This is a genomic window from Burkholderia sp. WAC0059, assembly GCF_002870125.1.
Classification (GTDB): domain Bacteria; phylum Pseudomonadota; class Gammaproteobacteria; order Burkholderiales; family Burkholderiaceae; genus Paraburkholderia.
Genome location: NZ_PNEO01000016.1, coordinates 119,210 through 143,915 on the forward strand (window position 1 = coordinate 119,210; position 24,706 = coordinate 143,915).

The window sequence follows — 24,706 nt, forward strand, 5'->3', positions numbered from 1 at the left end:
CGGCGTAACGGACGGCTGCCGTTGCCTGCGCAGCGGTCCTGGGTTCGGCATGCCTCGCATTCCCGTTCGCGACAGGTATTCGGCACGGACCTCGTCAACGCACGACACGACGTTCGCCATCCGCATTCTAAAGAAAATATACAGGAATACTGAATATGAAATACAAGATCGTTTCCGTGCTCGGCCTTGCGGTCGGCCTCTGCGCTGCGGCTGCGTTCACGGCCGCCGACGCGCGTGCGCAAAGCGCCCCGACGGCCGCCAGCGACGGCATCGCGACCATCGTCGCGATGCGTCAGCAGTCGCTCGTCGGCACGCACGATTTTCTCGATCGCCGCGCGGCCTTCGAAAAGCTCATGAAGGCATTCCCGGTCGTGCCGGCCGGCGTCGCGATCCGCGAGGTCGATGCGGACGGCGTGCCCGGCAAGTGGGTCTCGCCGGACCCGGTCGATTCGCCCGGCGCCCACAAGCGAGGCGTGATCCTGTATCTGCACGGCGGCGGTTTCTACAGCGGCTCGAGCGACAGCCATCGGATGCTGGCCGGCACGCTCGCGAAGGACGCGCAGGCCGACGTGCTGCTGATCGACTACCGGCTCATGCCCGAAGCGGTCTATCCGGCCCAGATCGACGACGCCGTCACGAGCTACGAATGGCTGCTCAAGCAGGGCTATCCCGCCTCGAAGATCGCGATCGCCGGCGAGTCGGCCGGCGGCAACCTGGTGTTCGAGCTGGCGTTGCGGTTGCGCGACGCGCATCGGCCGCTGCCCTCGTCGATGGTCGCGATGAGTCCGATCATGGATCTCACCGCGTCGGGCGCCTCCACGCAGACGAACGCCGCCATCGATCCCGTGCTGACCCGCGCCGGCCTGCTCGGCGTGACCCGCGTCTACATGCACGGCGGCGACCCGCGCAGCGCGGCCGCGTCGCCGCTGTTCGCCGATCTGCACGGATTGCCGCCGCTGCTGCTGCAGGTCGGCCAGCGCGAAATCCTGCTCGACGACAGCGTGCGCACGGCGCGGGCCGCCGCCGAGGACGGCGTTGCCGTCGAGCTGCAGGTGTGGCCCGGCATGGTCCACCAGTGGCAGTTGTTCCCGACCGTCGTGCCCGCCGCCCGTCGCGCGCTCGGCGAAAGCGGCGCGTTCATTCGCGCGCACATGGCAGGCGCCGGGGACATGCCGTGACGGTCGTTCGCCCCGACGCAGGCGTTCGCGACGGCGCGCGTCGCCAGGGACGCCAGGGGCTGGCCTTCGGATTGCTGGCCACGCTGATCTGGGGCGGGTTTCTCGTCGTCTCCCGCTACGGCATCGGCGCGGGTCTGCACGCGACTGATCTGGCGTTCCTGCGCTATCTGACTGCTGGCCTGATTCTGCTGCCCTGGCTGCTGGGGCACTCGCCGCACCGGCTCGCCGGCGTGGGCTGGGGCAAGGGAATGTGCCTCGCCTTGCTGGCCGGCCCGCTCTTCATCGTCGTGAGCGCCAGCGGCTATCGCTACGCGCCGTTGGCTCACGCGGCCGTGATCCAGCTCGGCATGCTCACGCTCGTCAGCATCCTGCTCGCCGCCGTGATGGTCGGCGAGCGGCCGGGCGCGAGGCGACTGATCGGCCTCGGCGTCGTGGTGGCGGGGCTGGCGGTCACGGCCGGCCCCGGTTTGCTGCGCGGCAGTTCGACCGCGTGGATCGGCGATCTGCTATTCGCGCTCGCCGGCTCGATGTGGGCGCTCTTCTCGGTGCTGCAGCGCCGATGGGGGATCGCGCCGCTTGCCGCGACCGCCGTCGTCTCGGTGTTGTCGGCCGCGGTCTATACGCCGCTCTATCTCGCCGGCAACGGGCTTCGCATTTTCAGCGTCGCGCCGCCGACCGTGCTCGTCGTGCAGATCGTCGCCTAGGGCGTGCTGTCGGGCGTCGTCGCGTTGTTTGCGTTCTCGCGGGCCGTGCAGGATCTCGGCCCCAGCCGGGCGGCGCTGTTCCCCGCGCTGTCGCCGGGCGTGGCGATTTTGCTGGGCATTCCGGTGACCGGCGATCTTCCATCAGCAGTCCAGATCATGGGTCTCGCGATCCTGACGATCGGGCTCGTCGTTGCCGTCAGTGCCCGGCGCGCCTGAGCAGCGGGTCATGGCCGGGCTCCGGATGCAACGTCCGGCGTTTCCGCCGTCGCGGCGCCTTCGAATCTTCTTCCGTAAATGGGGTGGTGCCCTCGCGCGCCCCTCGCTTCCCAGGCTTCGGACGAGACCCGGCCGATCTCCCGAAACCCTTGGTGGGACGGCCTTTCGGCGCCTGACGGCAACAAATCCTTACACATCTCACATTTGAGCCGGACCGAATCGGCTTACCGCACGTTAGAGTGGCACAGCCTTCGGTTTCGGGCGGTTTTCGCTCCGTTCCGTCCTTCAAATTCGTTGCAAAAAATGAATAACGTCATCCCCCACAAAAGACGACTGAGCTCGCTGCTGACGATTTCCCTCATGGCCGGCACGCTCGGTTTAGCCGGCTGCAACAAGGCCAACAACGGAACAGGCAGCGCCGCCGCCGCGTCGTCCGCCGCGTCCAGCGCGGCCGTGCCGGCGAGCACGGTCGCGTCGGAATCCGTCGTGGCGTCGGCCGTCAGCGCGGCCTACCGGCCCATGACGATGGATCAGCTCTACCAGCTCGTCGCGCCCATCGCCCTTTATCCCGACAACCTCGTTGCCGAGGTGCTGGCCGGCTCGACTCACCCGGACCAGATCGCGGCCGCGAACGCGTGGATGGGCCAGAACGCCGGCCTGAAAGATGCCGCGTTGCGCGCGGCGGTGGACCCGCAGCCCTGGGACGAGAGCGTGAAGTCGCTCACCGTGTTCCCGGCAGTGCTCAAGCAGATGGCGACCAACGCCCAGTGGACGACGGCATTGGGCGGGGCCTACGCCAACGACTCCACCGACGTGATGAACGCCATCCAGGTCATGCGCACGCGCGCGTACGAGTGCGGCAACCTGAAGACTTCTCCGCAGTTGCGGGTCGTGCGCAGACCGGCCGTCGCGGTGCCGGTCAGCCCGACGGTCATCGTTCCGCCGCCGCCCGAGACGATCCTGATCGAACCGGTGGAGCCGGCCGTCGTCTACGTGCCGATCTACAACCCGGCCGTCGTGTACGGCGTGCCGATGGTCCTGTATCCGGGGTATGTCTACGAGCCTTACGGCGTGGGCGCGGTCGTTACGACCGGCGTCATCTCGTTCGGCGTCGGTATCGCGATCGGCGCGTTCGTCGGCCACTACGGATGGGGCTGGCATTCGTGGGGCATGAACTGGGGGAGCCATCATCGCGACCCGGGCGTCTACCACCATGGAGCCTTCGGCGAGCGGGCGATGGGTCGTCCGATGCACCGTGAGGGCGGATTCTCGCATGCGCACTATGCGGGCGCGCGGCACGCGTTGGGCTTCCGCGGGTTCGGCGGCGGACATTTCGGGCACTTTGGCGGCGGGCGTGGCGGTGGCGGTGGCGGCGGGCGAGGCGAACGCCGACGTTAAGGCCGCGCCGCGAAATGTCCGGCTGCCGACGCGAGCGTCGCCTCGCGTATCGCCCGCCGATGCCCATGCCGGCACGGCGGGCGAATCCGTTTACGCGTCGTCGGGTGCGGAGCGCACCGCGTGTCGTGCTCGCGAAAAACGAATCGACGGAAACGACTCGCGGAACGACTCTCCCCTCAGACGGCGATGCTCCGCTCGAGCGTCTGCTCGATGATCCACTCCTGCAGCGATACTTCGATCGTGATGAACGAGAGGTTGCCGTAGCGGCAGAAGCGGCCCGCGTGCATCTGCCCGGCCGGGTCCGCGACGATGCCGCTGATCGCGGCGCGCGGCGCGCCGCTTTCGGCACACGTTACCTCGCCGGACACGGTCAGGATTTCGACGCCGGGACCGGCGACGGCGAAGTCCTGTTCGCCGGCGCCGTGTCCGCGCGCGAGCTGCGCGTCGATCAGGCTGCCGACGGCGCCCCTCACCACCGCGCGCCGGATGGCGTGCGCGGCACACAGCGCTTCGAGCGAGGCGACCAGATCCTCGTTCGGTTTGATGCGCGCGACGACGAGACGCCCGTAGCGTCCCGTTTCGACCGTGGCGCGAGAAGAGAGCGGGCCGTTCATGCGTTCCTCGCGGGTTGCAGCAGGTCGAAGGTGGTTTCGGCATCGGGCGAGACGACGAGATCGACGCCGTCGAACAGGCATAGATGCACGCGCACGCCGTCGCCGGCGGCGATGGTCTGTTCGAGCGCGAGGTGGCCGCCGTGCTGGAGGCCGTGCTCGTCGACGAAGCCGCCGTGAGCGTGCAGGATGCGCGAGCCGTCGGCGCGGTGGCCGACGTTGATGGCCGCGCCGATCAGCGTGCTCTCGCCGGCGCAGACGATCGGCGGTCCGTACACGTAGGGCTTCACGCCCTGCGCGGCATGCACCATCACGTGATATTGGACCTGGCTGAAGGCGCCGCCGACGAGCCGGCCGCAGCCCGCGTACGGCGGCCAGCCGTCGAGCAGCGCGTGCAGCGCGGCGCCGACGTTCGCGCCAGGCGGCAGCGCGATGCGCAGCTCGCGCGTGCGGCCCGGCGTGACGGCATCGAGAATGCGCGGCGCGGCGGCGCGGCCCGGATGGGCGAACGGGCGCGCGGGATCGGTAGACCCCGCGGTTGACCTCGCGGTCGACGCCGGACGCCGCCGCGCTCGTGCCGCGGTTGCCTCCGGTCGGGATGTCGTTCGAAGCATGGTGGGTTCTCCGCTGAAAGCCCGGGTAGGGCGAGACCCGTCATGCAAGATCGGTGCCGATGCCGGCCCGGTTCGGGCGATCGCCGCGCTGAGCGGGCGATCCGGCCATTCGGTGAATCGGTCCGGCGTGTGCCGGCACGCGCGATATGCAACACCTGTCGCGTGCCGATGCGACAGGTGTCGCATGCCGGGAGGTTTCAAGCGGCGTCGCGCGCGGTCACGCGCCGGGCGCGAGTTCGGCCGCGCTACGCTGCGCGAGCTCGACGAAGGTCTGGATGCAGGGGTTGCGGTTGAGGCGGTTCCAGGTGACGTTCACCTCGACGAACGGCGGCTCGACGAGCGGCCGGAACTTCACGCGCAGCGGGCGGGCCGTTTTCATCGACCGGTGCACGAGCGCGACGCCGAGCCCCTGGCCGACGAGATTGACGATCGTCTGCTGATAGTTGGTCTCGAGGCGAATCTTCGGCGTGAATCCGCACCGCTGGCAGTGCGAGACGATCGAGTCGTAGATGTACGGCGCCGCCTGGCGCGGCGATATCAGGAACGACTCGTTGCGCAGTTCGGCCGCGTCGATCGCGCCGCTGCGCCGCGCCAGCGCGTGTTCCGCGGGCAGCGCGACCACCAGCGGCTCGCGGAACACCGTGCGCGTTTCGAGCCCTTCGGCGTCTTCCGGCGGATACATGATCGCGACGTCCGTGTTGCCTTCACGGACGGCCTGGGTCAGCAGGCGCGGAATCGACTCGGTCAGGTGGACGTCCACGCCGGGAAATTCGGACGTGTAGGCGCGCGTGATGGGCGGCAGCACGCTGTACGCCGTGGCGAACATGAAGCCGACGGAAAGCGAGCCGCTGTGGCCGAGGCTCGCGGTCAACGCGTTGCGTCTTGCCCGCTCGACCGACGCGAGAATTTCCCGGGCATCGAGCAGGAAACGCTCGCCCGCGGCCGAGAGCCGGACGCTGCGCCGCGTGCGATGGAGCAGCACGACGCCGAGCTCTTCCTCGAGCAGCGCGATCTGCCTCGACAGCGGCGGCTGCGAGATGTGCAGGCGCTCGGCCGCGCGGGCGAAGTGCAGCGTTTCGGCCAGCACGACGAAGTAGTGCAGATGCCTGAGTTCCATACACTCATACCTGAAAGGTATTACAGGGTGGTGATTATTGTATTGGAAAATATTAATGGATCGACCTAATCTGGACTGACAACGACGCATCGTGCCGGCCACAAGCTGCGCGACGGTGCGCCCGATGAGAGAAAACCGGCCGGCGACAGACGGGTTGGCCGATCCAAGAACGGAGACATTCGTGAGCGCTCAAAAAGCAGCCCACTGCGTCCACGCCTGGCAAAGCGGGAGCGACCTTGCCTCCCGGCTGGACGAACAAGGAGACATGGACGGCACGATGCGCGAAGTACTCGCGCGCGGCAGGCGTTTCGTCGAGCGCGGCCTGCCCGTGCTGATACTCGGCGAGACCGGCACGGGCAAGGAGTTGCTCGCCCGTGCGCTGCATGCGTACGGCTCGCGACCGCAGGCGCCGCTCGTCACGCTCAATTGCGCGTCGATTCCCGAGACGCTGATCGAAAGCGAACTGTTCGGCTATGCGCGCGGCGCGTTTTCCGGCGCGCTGGCGACGGGCATGAAAGGCAAGCTGCAGGGCGCGCACGGCGGCACGCTGCTCCTCGACGAAATCGGCGACATGCCCGCGGCCCAGCAGGCGCGGCTGCTGCGCGCGCTGTCCGAGCGCGAGGTGACGCCGCTCGGCGCGACGAAGCCGGTTCCCCTCGATTTCCAACTGATCTGTGCGACGCACCAGAATCTCGACGCGCTCGTGGAAACCGGCGCGTTTCGCGCCGATCTCTACTACCGGATCGCGGTCGGCGTGCTGCGGCTGCCGCCGTTGCGCGAACGCGGCGACCTGGGCGCGCTCGTCGAGCGGATCGCCTTCGAGGAAGCCGGGCACGCGATGACGCTCTCGCCCGACGCCTGGGCCAGCCTGCTGGCCTGCCCGTGGCCCGGCAACATTCGCCAGCTCCGTGCTGCGCTGCGTTATGCGTGCGCCGTGGCGCGCGGCGCGCGCGTCGAAGCCGGGGATCTGCCGCAGGAATTGCTGCGCGTGCGTACGCACCATGACGAAGTCTCGACGCCGCGCCGCGGCGCGACTGGTACCTTCGGCACTTTCGGCGCCTCATGCGCCTCCGACCCTTCCGATACCCGCGCCGTGTACAGCGCCCGGCGCGAGCGCGTGCTGGACGTGCTCGCGAGAACGCGCTGGAATTTCTCGGCCGCCGCGAAGGATCTCGGCATCTGCCGCTCCACGCTCTACCGGCAGTTGAAGTCGCTCGGCATTCCGCACATTCGCGATGCGGGCGCGGCGCTTCGCGAACAGGCGTCGTCCCCGGTGCCCCGTCCTTCCGCCCTGTCGCCCGGCCGGCCCGGCACGGGCGAGGCGGTTTGCGAGGTCTGGTCGCCCGGTTCGCCGCGCGACGCCCCCGTGGCCTGATTCTCACGGCGCGCGCGAGGCCGCCGCGGCAGCCCGTTTGCCGATAAAAATCACACAAGGCCGGCACACCGGCCGCTCAGGAGACAAACTATGCAGTCCACAAAAAGAAGATCGTTTCTGCGCTCGCTTTCGCTCGTCGCGGCCGCGCCCGTGTTTTCCGTGATCTCGCGCGAGGCCCGCGCGGCCGAATTCACGCTGCGGTACGCGAACAATCTGCCCGTCACCCATCCGATGAACGTTCGCGCGAGGGAGATGGCCGCCCGCGTGCTCAAGGAGTCGAACGGCCGCGTCCAGATTCTGGTGTTCCCGAACAACGCACTCGGCAGTGACACCGACACGCTCTCGCAACTGCGCGCGGGCGCCGTCGATTTCTTCACGCTTTCGCCGCTGATTCTCGGCACCTTCATTCCGGATGCCCAGATCAGCGGCATCGGCTTCGCGTTCAGCGACTACGGCAGCGTGTGGCCGGCGCTCGACGGCGATCTCGGCGCCTGGGTGCGGGCCCGGATCGGCGCGACCTCGATCTTCGCGTTCGAGCGCATCTGGGACGGCGGTTTCCGCCAGATCACGACGGCATCGAAGCCGGTCGCCCAGCCGAAGGATTTGCAGGGCGTGAAGCTGCGCGTGCCGCCGAGCCCGCTGTGGACGTCGATGTTCCAGGACTTCGGCGCGGCGCCCGCGAGCGTGAACTTCGCCGAGGTGTATTCGGCGCTGCAGACGCACGTGGTGGACGGGCAGGAGAATCCGCTGTCGATCATCTACACCGGCAAGCTCTACGAGGTGCAGAAGTACTGCTCGCTGACGAGCCACATGTGGGACGGCTTCTGGTTTCTCGGCAACAAGGCCTCGTTCGCGCGGCTTCCCGCCGATCTCCAGGCGATCGTGCGCAACGCCGTGAACGATGCCGGCATGAAGCAGCGCGCGGACGTCGCCCAACTGGATCGCACGCTGCGCACGCAGCTCGAGGCCGCCGGACTGCGCTTCAACGAAGTCGACAAGGCCGCGTTTCGCCAGCAGTTGAGGACCTCCGGGTTCTACGCGGAATGGCAGAAGAAGTTCGGCCCGCAGGCTTGGGCGCTGCTCGAAAAGTATTCCGGCCAACTGGGGTGAACCATGGAACGCCCGTCAACCCTTATTCAGGCCGATTCGTTGCCGGACGCGCGTTTGGCGGGCGTGCCCCGGCGCGATTCGCTCGCGGGAAGCGCCGCGTTCCTCCGCGTGCTTCTCGCGACGTCGTTCGCCGGCGCGTTCGTTCCGTGGCTCGCCGCGCATTGCGTTTCGCCCGCTCCTCAATCCTGACCGACCCGCTTCCCGGAGCCCCCTCATGCTCGATACTCCCGTTCCCGAAACCGCCGTGCGGCGCGTCGCGAGCGCGTCCGGCCGCGTCGCGCTCGTCACCGGCAGCGCCATGGGCATCGGCGCCGCGATCGCGCGGCGTCTCGCCGAAGACGGCTTCACCGTCCTCGTCGCGGATCTGAATTTCGAAGCCGCCGAGGCCACTGCCCGAGACGCCGGCGAGTCCGGTTTCGAGGCTGTCGCGATGCCGCTCGACGTCGGCAGCGCGGCGTCGATCGACGCGCTGTTCGCGCAGATCGCCGAACGCTTCGATCGTTGCGACGTGCTCGTCAACAATGCCGGCATCGCGAAGACGTTCCCGTTCGAAAGCTATCCCGCCGATCACTGGCGCGCCGTCATGGAGATCAACGTGACGGGGCCCATGCTGCTCGCCCAGCGCGCGGCGCAGCAGATGATGAAGCGGCGCTGGGGGCGGATCGTGAACATCGCGTCGGTGAGCGGCATCCGCGCGAGCGCGGGCCGCACCGCGTACGGCACGTCGAAGTCGGCCGTCATCGGTCTCACGCGACAGATGGCGATCGAGCTGGCTCGCCACGGGATCACCGCGAACGCGATCGCGCCCGGGCCGATCGAAACGCCGATGGTCGCGGCGCTGCATTCGCCGGTCGCGCGCGAGAACTACCTGCGCCAGGTGCCGATGGGGCGCTACGGCACGCCCGACGAGATTGCGGGCGCCGTCGCGTTTCTCGCGTCCGATGACGCGTCCTACGTCACCGGCCAGACGCTGGCCGTCGACGGCGGTTTCATCGCCGCCGGCGTGCTCGAAATCTAGCTTCGGGCTTTTCCCTTCATAGACGGATTCCTCAGGAAGACAGCATGAATACGCAACCTCTCATCATCGGCTGGCACCATTTGCCGTTCGGAAAATTCGATGCACGCGAGCCCGAGGACCTGATCGCCGAGGCCGCGCGCGGCGCGCTCGATCACGCGGGCGTCGATGCCGCTTCGATCGATTCGGTGCACGTCGGCACGTTCAACGGCGGCTTCGTCTATCAGGACTTCCCGTCCACGCTCGTGTTCAACGCGATTCCCGCGCTGCGCTATGCGTCCACCGTGCGCTGCGAAAACGCCTGCGCGACGGGATCGGCCGCGGTCTATTCGGCTCTCGACGCCGTGCGGGCCGGCCGTTCGAAGTACGCGCTCGTGATCGGCGTCGAGAAGATGAACGGCCTGCCGACGCAGGAAGTCGGCGAGGTGCTGCAGAAGTGCTCGTACGCGAAAGAGGAGGCTGGCGTGCCGGGCGGTTTCGCCGGCATCTTCGGAAACATCGCGCAGGCCTACTTCGACCGCTACGGCGACCAGTCGGACGCGCTCGCGGCCATCGCCGCGAAGAACCACCGTAACGGCATGGCCAATCCGTACGCGCATCTGCGTCGCGACTTCGGCTATGAGTTTTGCCGCACGCCCTCCGAAAAGAATCCGTTCGTGGCCGGGCCGCTGAAGCGCACCGACTGCTCGATGGTCTCCGACGGGGCGGCCGCGCTCGTGATCGCGGCCGACACCGAGGCGGGGAGCGCGCGCCGCGCGATCGGCTTTCGCGCGAGCGTGCAGGTCAGCGATTACCTGCCGCTCTCGCGGCGCGATCCGACGGAATTCGCCGCCGCGAAGCGCGCATGGCAGCGCGGGCTCGACGAGGCGAGGGTGACGCTTGGCGACCTGTCGCTCGTGGAGACGCACGACTGCTTCACGATTGCCGAGCTGCTCGAATACGAGGCGATGGGGCTGGCGAAACCGGGCGAGGGCGCGCGCGCGATCCTCGACGGCGTGACGGCGCGCGACGGGCGTCTGCCCGTCAATCTCTCGGGCGGGCTGAAGTCGAAGGGACATCCCATCGGCGCCACGGGCGTGTCGATGCACGTCATGGCGTCGATGCAACTGGCGGGCGAAGCCGGCGACATGCAGCTCCCGAACGCGACGCTGGCCGGGGTGTTCAACATGGGCGGGGCGGCCGTCGCCAACTACCTGAGCATCCTCGAGCGGCGCGCCTGACGTCTGCGTCCCACTCCTTACCGGATTCGAGAGACAAGCATGTTCAATACGGTCATGAACCTGGGCGATCTGCTGACCCAGGTTGCGCAGCGGTACGCCGACGAGCCCGGCTTCATTACGTCCACGGCCGACTGGTCGTGGGCGACGATCAATCGCCGCGTGGACGCGGTGTGTACCTCGCTGCGAGAGCTCGGCGTGAAGAAGGGCGATCGCATTCTCGTTCACTCGCGCAACAACCTGCCGCTCTTCGAGAGCGCGTGGATCGCGTTCAAGCTCGGCGCCGTGTGGGTGCCGACGAACTATCGCATCGCCCCGCCCGAGGCCGCCTATCTCGGCCAGTCGAGCCGCGCGCGCGTCATGATCTACGACCGCGGGTTCGAGCATTACGTGGACGCCGTGCGCGCGGCGTCGCCGGCGCTCGAACACGTGATCGCGCTCGGCGAGCCGCGCGACGGCGAACGCGTCTACGAGACGCTCGCGACGTCGGGCCCGTCGTCGGCATTCCGGTCCGAGACCGCCGATCGCGACGATCCGCTCTGGTTCTTCTACACGTCGGGCACGACCGGCCATCCGAAGGCGGGGACGCTGACGCACGGGCAGATGGCGTTCGTCGTGACGAACCATCTCGCCGACCTGATGCCGGGGCTGAGCCATCGTTCGCGCTCGCTTGTGGTCGCGCCGCTTTCGCACGGCGCGGGCATCCATGCGCTCGTGAACACGGCGCGCGGCGCGGCGAGCGTGCTGCCGTCGTCGGAGAAACTCGATCCCGAGGAGGTGTGGTCGCTCGTCGAAAGGCATCGCATCGACAACCTGTTCACGGTGCCGACCATCGTCAAGATGCTGACCGAGCACGACGCGGTGGACCGCTACGACCACCGCTCGCTGAAGTTCGTCATTTACGCCGGCGCGCCGATGTATCGCGTGGACCAGCAGCATGCGCTGCGCAAGCTGGGCCGCGTGCTGGTGCAGTACTACGGGCTTGGCGAGGTGACGGGCAACATCACGGTGCTGCCGCCGCATCTGCACGAAGAGGACGACGATGCGCCGGGCTGCCGGGTCGGGACGTGCGGCTATCCGCGTACCGGCATGGAGGTCGGCATCCTCGACGACGACGGGCGCCGGCTGCAGCCGTTCGAGACCGGCGAGGTTTGCGTGCGGGGGCCGGCGGTGATGAGCGGCTACGACAGCAATCCGGAGGCGAACGCGAAGGCGTTCCGGCACGGCTGGTTCCATACCGGCGACCTCGGGCATCTCGACCGCGAGGGCTTTCTGTACATCACGGGTCGCTCGTCCGACATGTACATTTCGGGCGGCTCGAACGTCTATCCGCGCGAGGTGGAGGAGGCGCTGCTGCAGCATCCCGCCGTGCTCGAAGTGGCCGTGCTCGGCATGCCGGACCCGAAGTGGGGCGAACTTGGCGTAGCCGTGGTCGTGCGCCGCGACGGCCGCGACGTGAGCGCGGAAGCGTTGCTGAGCCATCTCGAGGGTCGCGTTGCGCGCTACAAGTGCCCGCGGCACGTTCTGTTCTGGGACGCGCTGCCGAAGTCGGCCTACGGGAAGATCACGAAGAAGGATCTGCGCGCGCGTCTCGCGGCCGAGTGGAGCGAGCTGCAGGCGGGGGCCAGCGTGTAGGGCGGGGTTTGCCTCGGCAGCTTCGAGGTGCCACAAAACGGTCAACTACGGCGATAGGCAGGCGCTACTGCCGCTTCGTAACAGGTAACGGCGTAGCTGGCCACGATGCGCCGGTCGCATCAAAAAATAGAAAAACCGGCATGCGGCAGCCGGCAGCTTCCACTAGAAGTTGAGAAGTCGCTCGCTGAGTCCCCAAAGGTCATCGGCGAATGCAGGGTCGACGGCATAGGGCACTACGCCCGCAAGTCTCATGGCGTCGGCCATATCCATTTTCTCCGGTTGCTCCGCCATGACCGGGGCCACGTCAACGTTTTCGCAATACACACCGCCGAGGCCGTTCAGTTGGGGACTCGTTGCGCACCAGACCTGAGTGGCCGCGCCCTGCCCGATGGTCTTGAGTTGTCTTGCCGGATCACGTACCGGCTTGCCTTGCTCGTCGAGGACGCCGGCGGCGATCAACTGCTCGCGCGTAACGTATTTCCCCAATCCCGTCTCGACAATGGCGCCCGGATGCAGCGAAAATGCGCGGATCCCGTGGGTCTTCTCGCGCTGGTCGAGCGCGACGGCAAAGAGAATGTTGGCCGTCTTCGATTGCCCATATCCCGCCCACGGCGTGTACGGGCGACGCTCGAAATGCGGGTCGTCGAAAACCACTGGCGAATAGCGGTGGCCAATCGACGAAACCGACACCACGCGAGCGCCTTCCGCCTTGCGCAGCGCAGGCAAGAGCCGCATCGTGAGCTGAAAGTGGCCGAGATGGTTGGTCGCGAACTGATACTCATATCCTCGCGAGTCGCGTGTCAATTCCGGCACGGCCATGATGGCAGCGCTGTTGACGAGCATGTGCAGCACCGGTCTCGATTCGAGAAACGACGCGGCAAAACTGTCGATTGAACCTGGATCGAGCAGATCCATCGGCGCGATTTCCACGTCGACGGCGGCCAGGGCCTCGCGGGCGCGGCTTACGTCGCGCGCGGGGACGATCACACGTGCGCCGGCGGCACGCAGAACCCGCGCGGTTTCGCGTCCGAGGCCGGAGTAACCCCCGGTCACGATCGCTGTCTTGCCGGAAAGATCGATGCCGGCGATAACCTCGTCGGCAGGGGTAGCGGCTCCGAAACCTGAACCGAGCGGTTTTTGCGGCGTCATCATGACGTTTCCCCGGATGAACAATGGTGTACGCAGTGTGAGCTCGAATTCCGGTACGATGAATAATCAAGAATTCTGAATACTGTCGTATGAGTTCAAAAATCGCGGGCGACCCACTTTCGGATATCCTTCGGCTGCTCGGCGCCCAGCCCGTCGTGGCCGGCGGCTTTTCCGCCGGCGGCACATGGGCGATCCGCTTTCCGCCGCCGAAAAAAATCAAGTTCTTCGCGGTGGTCAAGGGCAGTTGCTGGCTTCGCATCGACGCGCAGACGGCGCCTGTCGCTGTCGGCGAAGGCGACGTCTTTCTGCTGACTGGCGAACGCCCGTTCGTCCTCGCAAGCGACCCGGACGCGGAGCCGGTCGATGCGGCCACCCTGTTCTCCGGCGACGGGACCTGGACTGCGGCGATTGGCGATGGCAACGGTTGCACGCAGATCGGCGGCCACGTCAGGCTTGCGCCCTCCAACGGCGCGTTGCTGGTCGATGTCCTGCCGTCGCTGATACACATTCGTGCAGACTGCGAGCAGGCGGCCGTCCTTCGATGGCTGCTCGCCCGGCTAGTCAGGGAATTCGCATCGGGTTTGCCGGGCAGCGGTCTTGCCTCGACCTACCTTGCGCAACTGATGTTCGTCGAAATGCTGCGCGTCCATCTCGACACCGGTACGGAAATTCCCAACGGCTGGCTACGGGCCATCGGCGACAGGCGGCTTGCGCCCGCGTTACGGTTGATGCACGGTGACCCCGGCCGCGCGTGGCGGCTGGACGACCTTGCGGCTGCATCGGCCATGTCGCGCACGGCGTTTTGCGTGCATTTCAGGTCTGTCGCGGGCATGGCTCCGCTCACGTGGCTCACGCAATGGCGCATGCGTATGGCAAGGCAGGCACTGATCGACGAGAAAACGCCGATTGCCGTTCTCGCGGCGAAATTGGGTTACGCGTCCGAAAGCGCGTTCAGCAGTGCGTTCAAGCGGGTGTCCGGGGTGTCGCCGAGCGATTACAGGCGAGCGGGAGGGGCGGGCTGAAGCGCGTAGTCGCCTGATTGAATGCAGGCAATTGAATAGACTGCAGCATCCCGACGACGAGAGCGGCCGTTGCCAGTATTGCAAGGAAACCTGTGTCGGACACGCTTCGTCGGCTTTGAAACCGACGTGGTCTTGACCGCTGGCGCGGGTGGCGTGGCAAGCGGAGGAGGCGCCTTGCTCATCGACAGCGTGGCTTCGCTCACGATGCGTGTGCCATCCCCTTTGCACCAATGCCGCGGCAGTTTATTTATCTCGTGGTACGACAGCCCGGTCGTCAACGCACCTCATCAAGAATCGACGATCACGGTATAACGAAACGCGCCTGCCGGCTGTCGAATCCGTTTCCTGTTTTATTGCGGCGCAGCTTCGGTTGTTTACGGCAGCAACTTCGCCACCTGCTCAAGTTCCCCCACCGCATCATCCGGCAAATCCAGTTTGGCCGCGGCGAGATTCTCCCGCAGGTGCGCGACGGACGACGTGCCGGGAATCAGAAGCACATTGGGTGCGCGACGCAACATCCAGGCGAGCGCGACCTGCATCGGCGTCGCGTCGAGGCGGGCGGCAACGCGGGACAAGGTCGAGGACTGCACCGGCGTGAAGCCGCCCAGCGGGAAGTACGGCACGTAGGCGATGCCGTCCCGGGCGAGATCGTCGATCAGGGCGTCGTCGGCCCGGTGGGCGATGTTGTAATGGTTCTGCACGCAGACGATTTCGCAAATCCGGCGTCCTTCCGCGACCTGAGCGGCGGTGACGTTGCTCAACCCGATATGACGCACGAGGCCCTGCCGCTGAAGGTTGGCGAGGGCGGTGAGCGGCGCCTCGATCGACCCTTCCGCGGGCTGGTGCACGTCGATCATGATCCGGAGGTTGACCACGTCCAGCACGTCGAGCCCGAGGTTGCGCAGGTTGTCGTGCACCGCCCCGGTCAGCGCTTCGGGCGTGAAGGCCGGCAGCCACGACGCATCCGCGCCGCGCTGGGCGCCGATCTTGGTCACGATGACGAGATCGTCCGGATACGGATGCAGCGCCTCGCGAATCAATTGATTGGTGACGTGCGGGCCGTAGAAATCGCTGGTGTCGATGTGATCGACGCCGGCGTCGACCGCCTCGCGCAGCACCGCCAGCGCCGCGCCGCGATCTTTGGGCGGTCCGAATACGCCGGGCCCGGCCAACTGCATGGCGCCGTAGCCGAGTCGATGGATGGCGCGGTCGCCGAGGCGGAATGTGCCGGACGGGTGGATGTTGGGCATGTCGATCTCCTTTCTTCGAAAACGGGACCCAAGCTTAAGCCCTGTATCCTTGATCGGTAACGGGTCATAATCCGCACGGGCCGTGCGGGAAGGCGAACAATGCAAGTCGATCTGGCGGATCTGAACGCATTCGTGGCGGTAGCGCGAGCGAGGGGCTTTCGCGACGGCGCGCGCCTCAGCGGCGGCAGTGCGTCCGGGCTCAGCGAAGCGGTACGCCGGCTGGAAACCCGGCTCGGCGTCAGGCTGCTGCACCGGACGACACGCAGTGTCGTTCCCACCGAAGCCGGCGCGCGTCTGCTCGAGCGGCTCGGCCCTGCGCTGAACGAGGTGGAAGCGGCGCTCGACGTGGTCAACCACTTCCGCGACAGGCCCGCGGGAACGCTCAAGCTCAACGTGCCCGTCAGCGCGGTACGGCTGGTACTGCCCGCTATCGTGCCGGGGTTTCTCTCCGCCTATCCCGACATACGACTGGAAGTGATTGCCGAGGAGAGTTTCGTCGACGTGCTGGCGGCCGGATGCGATGCGGGCATCCGCTATGACGAACGGCTCGAGCAGGACATGATCGCCGTGCCGATCGGCCCGCGCGTCCAGCGCTTTGCGGCGGCGGCGTCTTCCGACTACCTCGACCGCCGCGGCCGGCCCTTGCACCCGCGCGAGCTGCTCGGCCACGCGTGTCTGTCCGGCCGCTTTGCCAGCGGCGCGATGCCGTCGTGGGAGTTCAGGCAGGGCGACGAAGCGTTACGGATCGATCCCGTCGGTCCCCTGCTGGTACAGATCGGCGGTGCAACCGATCTCGCCGTGGACGCGGCGATCGCCGGTACAGGCATCGTGTATCTGTTCGAAGACTGGTTGCGCCCGCATTTCGAGCGCGGCGTCCTCGAACCAGTTCTCGAATCGTGGTGGCCGTCTTTCTCCGGGCCGTTTCTCTACTATCCCGGGCGACGGCTCGTGCCCGCGCCGCTGCGTGCGTTCATCGATTTCATCAAGGCGCGCTGATCGCGGGCGTTTGCGGTGTTTTATGCCGGGTTTTGGGGGGGGCGGGGGCGTGTTGGCGGACAGTCAGGTTGCAGGCGAATCTCGCTTCACCGCTACGCACTTGATCTCGACCAGCAAGCGTGGATGCAGCGAACTGGAGAGCGCTTCTGCGATGCCCTGCGTGTGGGCAATTATGAGCCGTCGATGAATGAGGCAAATATCAGATTCAGTTTGCGGTAAATGTCGAGGATGTGAAAGGCTGGATTACTTCAGACGAGTCCCTGAGAAAGGGGTATCTTGTTCAATCGCGCGGGGAGAATACGGCTACAGAATGCATGTGCAAGGCAATCATTTGGGCAAAAAATTCAGACGATGATTTTCCGGATCTTGCGCATGCCGGTGATCGTGGACTCGAACAATTCCGCCCCGATCCGGGCGCGAAGTTTCTGGGCGATATCCGCGCTGGCCTGGTTGATCGGGCGGTCCAATGCCTTGCCCGACCGGGTGGGATACAACCTCCATTCCCTGCCGTCCGATTCCCCCTGCCGACGCTCGACCCGTTGCTTCTGACAGAGACTCTCGACGAGCCGGGTCGCCGTGGGACGTGCAATGCCGAGCGTGTCGGCCACCTGGCTGCCGAGGCAGCCGGGCGAGGCCAGGATGACGCGCAATACGAACCCCTGCGGGGGCGTGAGATCGAATTGCGCATAGACGGTCGCCCACTCGCGTTCGACCACGCGGGCCAACGCAGCGGAGTTGAAGTACAGGCAATGATCGAACATGAGGGAATTAGATCATCAACTGATTAGCAACACAACCATATTCGGCCTTCGGCACATGGCCGGCATCGGGCCGATGCGGTGGGTTGGGGATGGTTTCCTGTGGCCGATGGCCGGCTCGCGGTGATCGGCGGGCATGTCAGGCGGGGCTTATTTGCGGCTGTCCGAGTCGCGTCGAGCAACCGCTGAATCTGGTCGGAAAGGCTTGCCGGGATACTCGCGTACCGAAAATTCTCTGCCGCCTTCAGGCGATTAATCCTTGCGTGCAGCGAGCCCGGCGCGCAGCAGTTCTTCCAGCAGCCCGGTCATGCCTTCAGGATGTGTACCGGCGCGTTCTTTCAGTTCCTTCGCCAGATTCTCGTTGAGCTTGCATGCGAACGGGACTAATCCCTTCTCCTGATCAAGCCTGCGCTGCTCGCGGCGGTCGGGGGCGACTTCGTTCGCACCTTTGCCGAAGCGTTCGGAGTGCGTTTTCTTTATTGCGTGCGTGAGTTTCAGGGCCTTGTTTTTCTCAAGGTCAGTTTTCTTCATTGCCATGGTGGAGGCCCGCGGGTAGGTGGTGGCGCTGTATTTTACGCAGACGTATGACCGGAAGACCTTTTCCGGAGGCGTGATGGTATACGAATCGCAGAAAACAGATCTCCACGGATCGGGAGTTTTGTCATTTGAGTTGGATCCGGTCCCGACTGGAAATGAAACCGAGGGGAAACCCAGAATGGGTTAGGGCATTCTCCCCGAATCGCCCCTCCTGGAGGAGCGTGTCGTTTGTTAAGAATGCAAAACGTATTCCGTCGGCGGATGTCCATCGTTCGACGGCAGACCGGAAGATGGCGGGGCGATCCGGCGGCGGTCCGATAGGAAATGCGCGGAACGCATCGGCTTGTCGCTGACGCGCAAGACGGGTTTATCGGATGCCGCCCATTACGACCGACATCATCGCGCTGCGAAACGCTGGTACGATTGCGACCGGCAGCCCGACTATGCGGCGCTGCATTGTCTCGCATCGCAACCCCTACAGGTCCTCACCCTGCTGTAACGATTCTTACATCCGTATGCGTATTTTTCCGGCTGTGTCAGCGCAGGGCAACCTGCGAGCATTGAGTCCCGTTGTCCCCCGGCGAGCTCCGAGGTTGTCCTTTTGAGCAGGCATCGCACGCGTAACGCGGCGACGATGCTGGCCGTGCTTGGCGTCGGTCTGGCCGTGGGCGCGCCTTTCATACTGGGCTCCCACGAGTCGTTTGCCGGGCTGCGGACTGTCCCGGTGCACCTGTTCCTGGCGCTGGCGGCAAGCGCCGCCGCGAGCGCATTGGGCAAGGCCGGCAAGCAGCAGTTGATGCAAACGGCGCTAGGCTTGCGTCTTCCTTTCGTTCGCACCTATGGAATCGCCCTGGTGACCGACTCCGCCTTTCTCGTCTCGCCTCTGGGTGCAGCAGGGTATGGCGTCAATATCGGGTTGCTGCAGCGCGCCGGAGCCTCGTGGGCGACGGCCACGACGGTCGTCGGCGCAGACCAGGCGCTCGACCTGGCATTCTTGACGGTGGCGGTTCCGGTCGCGATTGCGTTCTCCGTGGGGCCGCTGGCCCTGGTCGTTCCGAAGGCAAACGTACCCATGGTCGTCGGGATGCTGGCAGGTGCCGCGATCGTTGTCGGTACGCTATGGGCATGCCGCCGGAAAGTCGCGAGCGTGCTGGACGCCTTATGCGGCCGCATTCAATGGCTCGGGACGCTGCAAGCCCGGTGGAACACATTCCGCCAGAGTGTGCGCCAGCAATTGGGGCTGCTCATGACGGGGCCTCGCCATCGGTTTGCCGGCTTGCTGATGTTCACCGCGCTGCAATGGCTGCCTCGCTATGGCGTCCTGTGGTTCGTGCTGCTCGAACTCGGCCACCGGTTGCCGTTCGGATTCGTTTGGGCGGTGCAGGCTGTGGTGTTGCATGCGGCGCTTTGGACCGGCATACCGGCCGGCGGGGCCGCCGCCGACCTGGCGCTTGCGGCGGCATTTGCAAACTGGGTTCCGCAGGATGCCATGGCGCTGGCGCTGATCCTTTGGCGTTTCGCGACGCTCTACTTTCCGCTGATGCTCGGTGCTGCGGCCTTCGTTGCCCTTACCTGGCGGCGGGGCTCGGTCATGCCGGCTACGGAATAAGGAACCTCGGGAAACGTCAAAGCATGTTGTCGCGCGGATTTTTGATTCGCACCGAGAACGGTGCGCGATCGGCATGATCGACCCGCAAAAAGAACAGGCGGACCGTCTGTGAAAAGAGCGCGAGCGGATAGGTGACTTTCAGCAAGTCGGCGATCATGCGCCATTCCGCGCGGATGCCCTTCCAATATCCGAGTTTTTCAGTCTTCCGCGCCTGCGTTACGTGAGGCCAGTGGACGACAGCTACCGAGAGCCGGCGCGTGATGATCAGGTGATTCATGAACACCTCGATGCCAAAGCGCGGCAAGCCGTGAATTTCCTTGAGCGCCTCGCCCAGCAGTTCTTTCCTGACGACCCGCTCTCCGGAAACGAAATCCAGGCCAATTGCCCGGAACAACAACAGGCTGTTTTGCCTCAGGCTGAGGCTGATATCTGCCGTGCCGCCCAGAACTGGGGCGGCGAGCGCGGTGATGTGTTCGGTGGCGAGCCCCTTGAGGTCGGCATCGAGCAACATGAGCAACTTGTTCTGGGCGGCCGCCACGCCGATGGCCATCGCCGCGCTTTTACCGCCGTTCGTCGCGCACGTAATCAGCCTTACCGATGGAAAGCCCTTGACGACTTCGGCGGTGCCATCGGTCGAGCCGTCGTCGACCACAATGACTTCGTCTAGCAGGGGATGCACGGATGCCGCCGCCAGCACCTTGCCGATCCGCGGCGCCTCGTTATATGCGCAAATGATGCATGAAACACGGTGATGACTGGACGACGCAGAGATGGCGGTCATGCGTGATAGCAGATGAGCAATTCGAGAAAGCGGTCTCCGGGGGCCGCGGCGTGCCGATCCCGTATGCGGTTGCGATCTGGCATTCCGCTCAGGCGGATAGACCCGGGAGTCGTGTCATAACCCGGCATTCTACGGAACGGCGGCGCGGGGCGCAGCGTAACGGAAGCGTCCGGCGGGCGTTGGGAGCGGCGACCTGAACGGGGAAGGTGCCCGGATCGCTCTTCAGGCTGGGCTCGTAACTGATTCGGTCATCCATGCGCCTTGGGCGTGGTCGATGCAGCGCGGGGAGCCGGTGTGGTGCTCGGCTCGTAGTTTTCCAATGCCGGGTGGGGCGTGCGGAAAACTGGCAGAAAGTCGCGAACTTTCCGCTCTGCCCAATCCCGGAAGATTGCCGCCGATCCCAATGCCTGCGTGGCAGGCGGCCAGTTTGAGTGCTCCGGGAGGGCGGTTTTCTGGAGGCGTGGCGGACGGCATACGAACCGCGGAAAACAGTCGTACACCGCCACGAAAGGCGAGTTTATGCATTTTTTGCGAAACAATCGTAGACGGCGATTTTTAAAATTCTATTTATTTCAAAGAATTAAGGTCGTCTTGAGACGATGTGAGCATCCTCTCCACTACCGCGATTATGTTGAGTCTGGCTGGAAGTACTTGCCTAGTATGGCGGCGATACTAAAGGACATTCTGTATACCGTCAGAAATACCGTCACATCGCGCGAGCTGCGAGGAGACGATAGGGGGCAGCAGTGGGTTGCCGATCAATGTTCGACTAGATCAATCCACTGGTCGTTGTTTTCTTCGCAATCTTCCCATTCCTGGAGCGGATCTCTGTGGTTGGGGCAATGTTGATCCATCCACGATTGTATGCGCAACCATTCGGGGTGTTCGGTCCCAGCTTCCGGTGCCCAATAGGATTTCTCGAGAACAATTCCATATGCCCGATCTCTTACGAGAAGCTGGCAGTAGCGATCTTTCGGGTGAAACTCTTGATCGATCCAGTAGCGAGTCAGCAGATGAAGCGTCGAGAGTGCGTGTCGATTGTCGAATCCGGCTCGAGGGGTGCCAGATTGATCCACGATATGATGGGGACCTTCCTTGGGGCCAGTGACTTGCCAGCCGTGCGGTAAGCTGATGTCAACGGTGTGTAATTCGAAATTTCCCCATTCAATACGCCAAGCACGCCGCATAGCTTCCCTGACATGATCGATGGAATCGTAACCCGTCGGTATCTCAATACCGCGAGGCACGGTAACGACGTGAGCCGCGTCTTCCTCGGATTCTCTGAGTTGCTCGAAATCATCCTTGAAAGGGCGTTCGGTATGGTGACGAGTACGTTGAACGTTTGAGTCTTCGCTTGCAAATGGCGACTTGTAGTCTTTGGGGCGTGCCCCCTTGTTTGGGGGCGTTGCTTTTAGGCTGGGGAACAGCTTTTCGGCACTCATCCGTGCCCGAGTAGATTTCGCAGATTTGGGCATTATGTTTCCTGTACAAGCGGAAGGCGCTCTTACCAATGGGACTAGGTGAATACCGGGCGGCCGTTGACTACAAGCCCCAACTCTTCTAGTCGAATTGCCATCGCCATAGGTGACATTCCAAAGACTTCCGTAAGTGGCTTGAACGTATTGCCGTGCCCGAAGCTTTTCGCGGTCGCCACAGAGCGAGCGAATTCCAGGGAGCCAGTCCTCGAGCGCAGGAGATCCTGCATCCTCGCACCGTCGAGATAAAACGCAACGGTATCGTCCAGGTGAAGGCTTCCAGTTCGGAGCCGTATTTCGAATGCCTGTCGCACGAGCTTCTCAGGCGCCAGGAAGCAGGCGGCGAAGTAATTGGCCTCACGCTCGCGTTTATCGGCAGACATTGACTCCCCGGAGAGGGGCTGATCGCGGTGCAGCGTCATGCCTGGATGCAAGACCATGTGCCCAAGCTCGTGCGAGGCGGTAAACCGGATAACTTCATATGGGAGGTTTCCGGCAATTTTGATGAGGTTGTTTGTCGGGTCGACGATTCCAGCTACCTGATATTTGTCTTTTCCGACGCCGTGGACGCCCAAAGAGCCTGCTGCTACTTCATATTCATATCCATGCACACGTGCGGCATGCTCGGGCCTGAATAGCTGAAGCAGATGGGGGATAGTGTTATGGGTGCGTCCCGCTCGCTGCCAGATTTCCCACTGGAACAGCCTGCACTGTTTGGCGATTGCCTCACGGTCGATATCCGTCATTATGAAGACCCCGGCCAGATATATCTTTATAGGCTAGCACAAAATATGGGGTAATCAAGTAATCGTGGGTCTATATGTTGTAGGGCGATGTCGTGGAAGCTTCCCCTATAATAGGGGTCTAACCCATATATTGGCGTGGAGGGGGAGCCGCTTAACGCGCTTGGCTCAACGATCCTGACGGGTGTCCCAGACGCGAAGCACTGCAATGGTCGTTGGCTTTTCCGCATATGGAGGCAGGACTTCGTAGTGCAGTTCGTATCGGTCGGCAAGGCATACCCAGCGATGCACTTCACGGGCGGGTGGCCCATCGTATCCGTCGAGTTCTTCGCCCAGCCGGTGAAAGTGGTCCTGTCCGAGTTGCTCCGCCTCGTCGAGCAACGCATTGACGACCTTACGAGCAGTGGCGGCATCATTGAACTTCCTGACGTGCTCGGCAATGACTTCAAGATCGGACATCGCCTTGCCGGTGGGGGTGACTTTGACGCTCACGCTTTCGGTACCGGCAGTTCGTTATCTGTCCCGAGGTTGTTCGCCCACGCGCGGGCCTGCTCCATGGAGACAAAGCGCCCGGCAGTTACGTCGTCTAGGCCTTCTTGGATCAAGCGGCGCTTTTCGGCCTCCCGCGCGAGGTACTGGACCAGTGCCTTCTTGATAATCCACTGCCTTGGACGTTCGATCTGCTCTGACAAGGCGTCCACTTCTTCCGCCAGTTCGACCGGTACTTGGGCGGTCAGCGTTCGAGTCTCAGCAACCATCACACACCTCAATTATTGATAGACAATAGTTACTATTGTAAAACAATAATATTGCCGGGGCTGCCGTCCGCCAGCGTGCTTTATGTTGAGTGTGGCCGGAAAGCCCACCTGGAACAGCTCGCCTGTACCGCCACGCGCCGCCGTCCGTGGCGCGACGAGAAAGGACGGCTATGACGTTCTTATGACGCATGGCCCCCGTTTTTGGTTGCCGCAGTCGTCTGCGAGAGCGGCTACGTATCTCGCCGATCACGTGATCTTGCCCATTGGGGTATCGCGGATTCTCGCAGGGCGCCATCGCGAGCACATCTCCCTTGCATCTGCCGGATCGATGTCCGCGTTGCCGTTCAGCCGCTGCATTTTGATAGCTAACATTGCCGTCGGCGCGGAAGACGGCTACGGGCTCACAGAAGGCATGCCTTTCTCAGAATCGGATTTCGGGGATAGATAGCCACGCAGTCAGTTGCCCGGCCATGTCCTGGCGGGTGGATCGCTGGGATATTCCACCTGACCTCGAGGCATCCATGACCCTGACAGAAGCAAAGAAGAATTTTCTACAGCATTGCGCGCTGGTCGTTAATTTGTCGCAGAACACATTGCGAGCGTACGAAAGCGACCTCGACGATGCACATCGATTTTTTGGTCGCAGGACAAAACTGGAAGATGTCCGACCGGAACATTTGCGTGGTTACATCGAGCACCTGCGGGTGCAGCGTCAGTTGAAGGAGACCACTATCAAACGTCGGCTAGCAAGCCTGAAGTTGCTTTTCATATGGGCCGAGCGAGAAAAGCTGATCGAGGGTGACCCGTTTCACATGCTTAACGAAAGGATACGGCTGCCCAAGCGTCTTCCGCGTGCGCTTGATCGAAGCGATCGCGAGTGCTTGAGAAAGACGCTGGTCCTGCGCGCATCGATAGACGACTTCGATGTGATTCGCAGCAAAACGGCCATTCATCTCCTGCTCGATACGGGCATCAGAGTTGGGGAGTTGGTGGCGATTGATCTTCGCGACTTGTCTTTAGCGAATGAATCGCTGCTGATTCATGGAAAGGGGAATAGGCAACGGCTTGTTTATGTGATGCAGAAGCCGCTCTACCGCAAGATGGAGAAGTACCTTGCGTATCGGCGGAGGATTCAGACGTCCAGCGACCGACTGTTCGTATTGGCGAATGGGAGGCCCATTGGCCCGGTAAAGGTGCGCGCGGAACTACGTAGCCTTTGCCGGACAGCTGGCATAGTGCGCCATGTGACGCCTCATATGTTAAGGCATACGTGTGCAACCCAATGGTTGGAATCCGGGGTGGATATCCGATATGTGCAAAAGCTGCTGGGTCATCAAAGTATTTCTACGACTGAAATCTATACACACGTCTCGGATCTAGGACTGAGAGAGGCACTTTTCAAGGCTACGGGAGGGTTTCGACGATAACTAGGAATTAT

25 protein-coding genes are annotated in these 24,706 nt (G+C 64.1%); 13 read left to right on the plus strand and 12 right to left on the minus strand.

The window, feature by feature from the left end:
* The first annotated feature begins 155 nt into the window (after positions 1–155).
* The 4 genes from CY652_RS17155 (at position 156) to CY652_RS17170 (ending at position 3,496) form a co-directional block, all read left to right on the plus strand.
* Positions 156–1,178, plus strand: coding sequence for an alpha/beta hydrolase (locus CY652_RS17155; RefSeq protein ID WP_102131909.1), 1,023 nt, complete (start codon positions 156–158; stop codon positions 1,176–1,178).
* Complete coding sequence (locus CY652_RS17160; protein WP_180970647.1) at positions 1,175–1,882, plus strand: DMT family transporter; 708 nt, start codon at positions 1,175–1,177, stop codon at positions 1,880–1,882. Before CY652_RS17155 ends, CY652_RS17160 begins: the two co-directional genes overlap by 4 nt.
* 3 nt (positions 1,883–1,885) lie before the next feature.
* Positions 1,886–2,098 carry an EamA family transporter gene (locus CY652_RS17165; RefSeq protein ID WP_102131911.1) on the plus strand — a complete coding sequence of 71 codons (213 nt, stop codon included), beginning with the start codon at positions 1,886–1,888 and terminating at the stop codon, positions 2,096–2,098.
* A 303-nt stretch (positions 2,099–2,401) separates the two neighbouring features.
* Positions 2,402–3,496, plus strand: coding sequence for a DUF3300 domain-containing protein (locus CY652_RS17170; protein ID WP_146010129.1), 1,095 nt, complete (start codon positions 2,402–2,404; stop codon positions 3,494–3,496).
* Between the two features lie 176 nt (positions 3,497–3,672).
* On the opposite strand, the gene CY652_RS17175 is transcribed toward CY652_RS17170, so the two are convergent.
* The 3 genes from CY652_RS17175 to CY652_RS17185 form a co-directional block, all read right to left on the minus strand.
* Positions 3,673–4,110 carry a PPC domain-containing DNA-binding protein gene (locus CY652_RS17175; protein ID WP_102131912.1) on the minus strand — a complete coding sequence of 146 codons (438 nt, stop codon included), beginning with the start codon at positions 4,108–4,110 and terminating at the stop codon, positions 3,673–3,675.
* Entirely contained in the window at positions 4,107–4,721 is a 615-nt protein-coding gene (locus tag CY652_RS17180; RefSeq protein WP_102131913.1) for a hypothetical protein, read from the minus strand. The genes CY652_RS17175 and CY652_RS17180 overlap by 4 nt, the downstream gene beginning before the upstream one ends.
* A 217-nt stretch (positions 4,722–4,938) precedes the next feature.
* Entirely contained in the window at positions 4,939–5,838 is a 900-nt protein-coding gene (locus CY652_RS17185) for a LysR family transcriptional regulator (protein WP_102131914.1), read from the minus strand.
* Between the two features lie 181 nt (positions 5,839–6,019).
* Between CY652_RS17185 and CY652_RS17190 the strand changes: the two genes are divergently transcribed.
* From CY652_RS17190 to CY652_RS17210, 5 genes are all read left to right on the plus strand, one after another.
* A complete protein-coding gene (locus CY652_RS17190; RefSeq protein ID WP_258002346.1) occupies positions 6,020–7,213 on the plus strand; it encodes a sigma-54 interaction domain-containing protein in 1,194 nt (397 codons plus the stop codon).
* A 90-nt stretch (positions 7,214–7,303) separates the two neighbouring features.
* Positions 7,304–8,323: a TRAP transporter substrate-binding protein gene (locus CY652_RS17195; RefSeq protein ID WP_102131916.1), complete on the plus strand. Its 1,020-nt coding sequence runs from the start codon at positions 7,304–7,306 to the stop codon at positions 8,321–8,323.
* A gap of 214 nt (positions 8,324–8,537) precedes the next feature.
* The gene (locus CY652_RS17200; protein ID WP_102131917.1) at positions 8,538–9,341 is read left to right on the plus strand and encodes an SDR family NAD(P)-dependent oxidoreductase; all 804 of its coding nucleotides are present in this window, start codon (positions 8,538–8,540) and stop codon (positions 9,339–9,341) included.
* A 44-nt stretch (positions 9,342–9,385) separates the two neighbouring features.
* On the plus strand, positions 9,386–10,558 hold the full coding sequence (locus CY652_RS17205; protein ID WP_102131918.1) for an acetyl-CoA acetyltransferase: 1,173 nt from the start codon (positions 9,386–9,388) through the stop codon (positions 10,556–10,558).
* Between the two features lie 39 nt (positions 10,559–10,597).
* On the plus strand, positions 10,598–12,190 hold the full coding sequence (locus CY652_RS17210) for an acyl-CoA synthetase (RefSeq protein WP_102131919.1): 1,593 nt from the start codon (positions 10,598–10,600) through the stop codon (positions 12,188–12,190).
* Between the two features lie 162 nt (positions 12,191–12,352).
* On the opposite strand, the gene CY652_RS17215 is transcribed toward CY652_RS17210, so the two are convergent.
* Positions 12,353–13,342, minus strand: coding sequence for an SDR family NAD(P)-dependent oxidoreductase (locus tag CY652_RS17215; RefSeq protein ID WP_102131941.1), 990 nt, complete (start codon positions 13,340–13,342; stop codon positions 12,353–12,355).
* A gap of 86 nt (positions 13,343–13,428) precedes the next feature.
* Between CY652_RS17215 and CY652_RS17220 the strand changes: the two genes are divergently transcribed.
* On the plus strand, positions 13,429–14,361 hold the full coding sequence (locus tag CY652_RS17220; RefSeq protein ID WP_102131920.1) for an AraC family transcriptional regulator: 933 nt from the start codon (positions 13,429–13,431) through the stop codon (positions 14,359–14,361).
* Between the two features lie 374 nt (positions 14,362–14,735).
* Here CY652_RS17220 and CY652_RS17225 read toward each other — a convergent pair whose 3' ends face one another.
* Positions 14,736–15,611, minus strand: coding sequence for an aldo/keto reductase family oxidoreductase (locus tag CY652_RS17225; RefSeq protein WP_102131921.1), 876 nt, complete (start codon positions 15,609–15,611; stop codon positions 14,736–14,738).
* A 99-nt stretch (positions 15,612–15,710) separates the two neighbouring features.
* On the opposite strand from CY652_RS17225, the gene CY652_RS17230 reads away from it, so the two are divergent.
* The gene (locus CY652_RS17230; protein WP_102131922.1) at positions 15,711–16,607 is read left to right on the plus strand and encodes a LysR family transcriptional regulator; all 897 of its coding nucleotides are present in this window, start codon (positions 15,711–15,713) and stop codon (positions 16,605–16,607) included.
* A gap of 344 nt (positions 16,608–16,951) precedes the next feature.
* Here CY652_RS17230 and CY652_RS17235 read toward each other — a convergent pair whose 3' ends face one another.
* Positions 16,952–17,368, minus strand: a complete 417-nt coding sequence (locus CY652_RS17235) for a MarR family winged helix-turn-helix transcriptional regulator (protein ID WP_102131923.1) — start codon at positions 17,366–17,368, stop codon at positions 16,952–16,954.
* A 249-nt stretch (positions 17,369–17,617) separates the two neighbouring features.
* Complete coding sequence (locus tag CY652_RS17240; protein WP_102131924.1) at positions 17,618–17,902, minus strand: hypothetical protein; 285 nt, start codon at positions 17,900–17,902, stop codon at positions 17,618–17,620.
* A gap of 634 nt (positions 17,903–18,536) precedes the next feature.
* Between CY652_RS17240 and CY652_RS17245 the strand changes: the two genes are divergently transcribed.
* Positions 18,537–19,511 (plus strand): lysylphosphatidylglycerol synthase transmembrane domain-containing protein, encoded by a 975-nt coding sequence (locus CY652_RS17245; RefSeq protein ID WP_102131925.1) that lies wholly within the window; start codon positions 18,537–18,539, stop codon positions 19,509–19,511.
* Positions 19,512–19,527: 16 nt separating this feature from the next.
* Here the strand turns inward: CY652_RS17245 and CY652_RS17250 are convergent, their stop codons facing one another.
* The 5 genes from CY652_RS17250 to CY652_RS17270 all read right to left on the minus strand — a co-directional run bounded on the left by CY652_RS17250 (position 19,528) and on the right by CY652_RS17270 (position 23,268).
* On the minus strand, positions 19,528–20,292 hold the full coding sequence (locus tag CY652_RS17250) for a glycosyltransferase family 2 protein (protein WP_102131926.1): 765 nt from the start codon (positions 20,290–20,292) through the stop codon (positions 19,528–19,530).
* A gap of 758 nt (positions 20,293–21,050) precedes the next feature.
* Positions 21,051–21,767 (minus strand): hypothetical protein, encoded by a 717-nt coding sequence (locus tag CY652_RS24130; protein WP_146010130.1) that lies wholly within the window; start codon positions 21,765–21,767, stop codon positions 21,051–21,053.
* 41 nt (positions 21,768–21,808) lie between these two features.
* Entirely contained in the window at positions 21,809–22,513 is a 705-nt protein-coding gene (locus CY652_RS17260) for an ImmA/IrrE family metallo-endopeptidase (RefSeq protein WP_102131928.1), read from the minus strand.
* A 165-nt stretch (positions 22,514–22,678) separates the two neighbouring features.
* Complete coding sequence (locus CY652_RS17265) at positions 22,679–23,002, minus strand: type II toxin-antitoxin system RelE/ParE family toxin (protein ID WP_258002347.1); 324 nt, start codon at positions 23,000–23,002, stop codon at positions 22,679–22,681.
* Entirely contained in the window at positions 22,999–23,268 is a 270-nt protein-coding gene (locus CY652_RS17270; RefSeq protein WP_102131929.1) for a CopG family ribbon-helix-helix protein, read from the minus strand. The genes CY652_RS17265 and CY652_RS17270 overlap by 4 nt, the downstream gene beginning before the upstream one ends.
* A gap of 521 nt (positions 23,269–23,789) precedes the next feature.
* Here CY652_RS17270 and CY652_RS17275 point away from each other — a divergent pair.
* A complete protein-coding gene (locus CY652_RS17275; protein ID WP_180970648.1) occupies positions 23,790–24,695 on the plus strand; it encodes a tyrosine-type recombinase/integrase in 906 nt (301 codons plus the stop codon).
* The last annotated feature ends 11 nt before the right edge of the window (positions 24,696–24,706 follow it).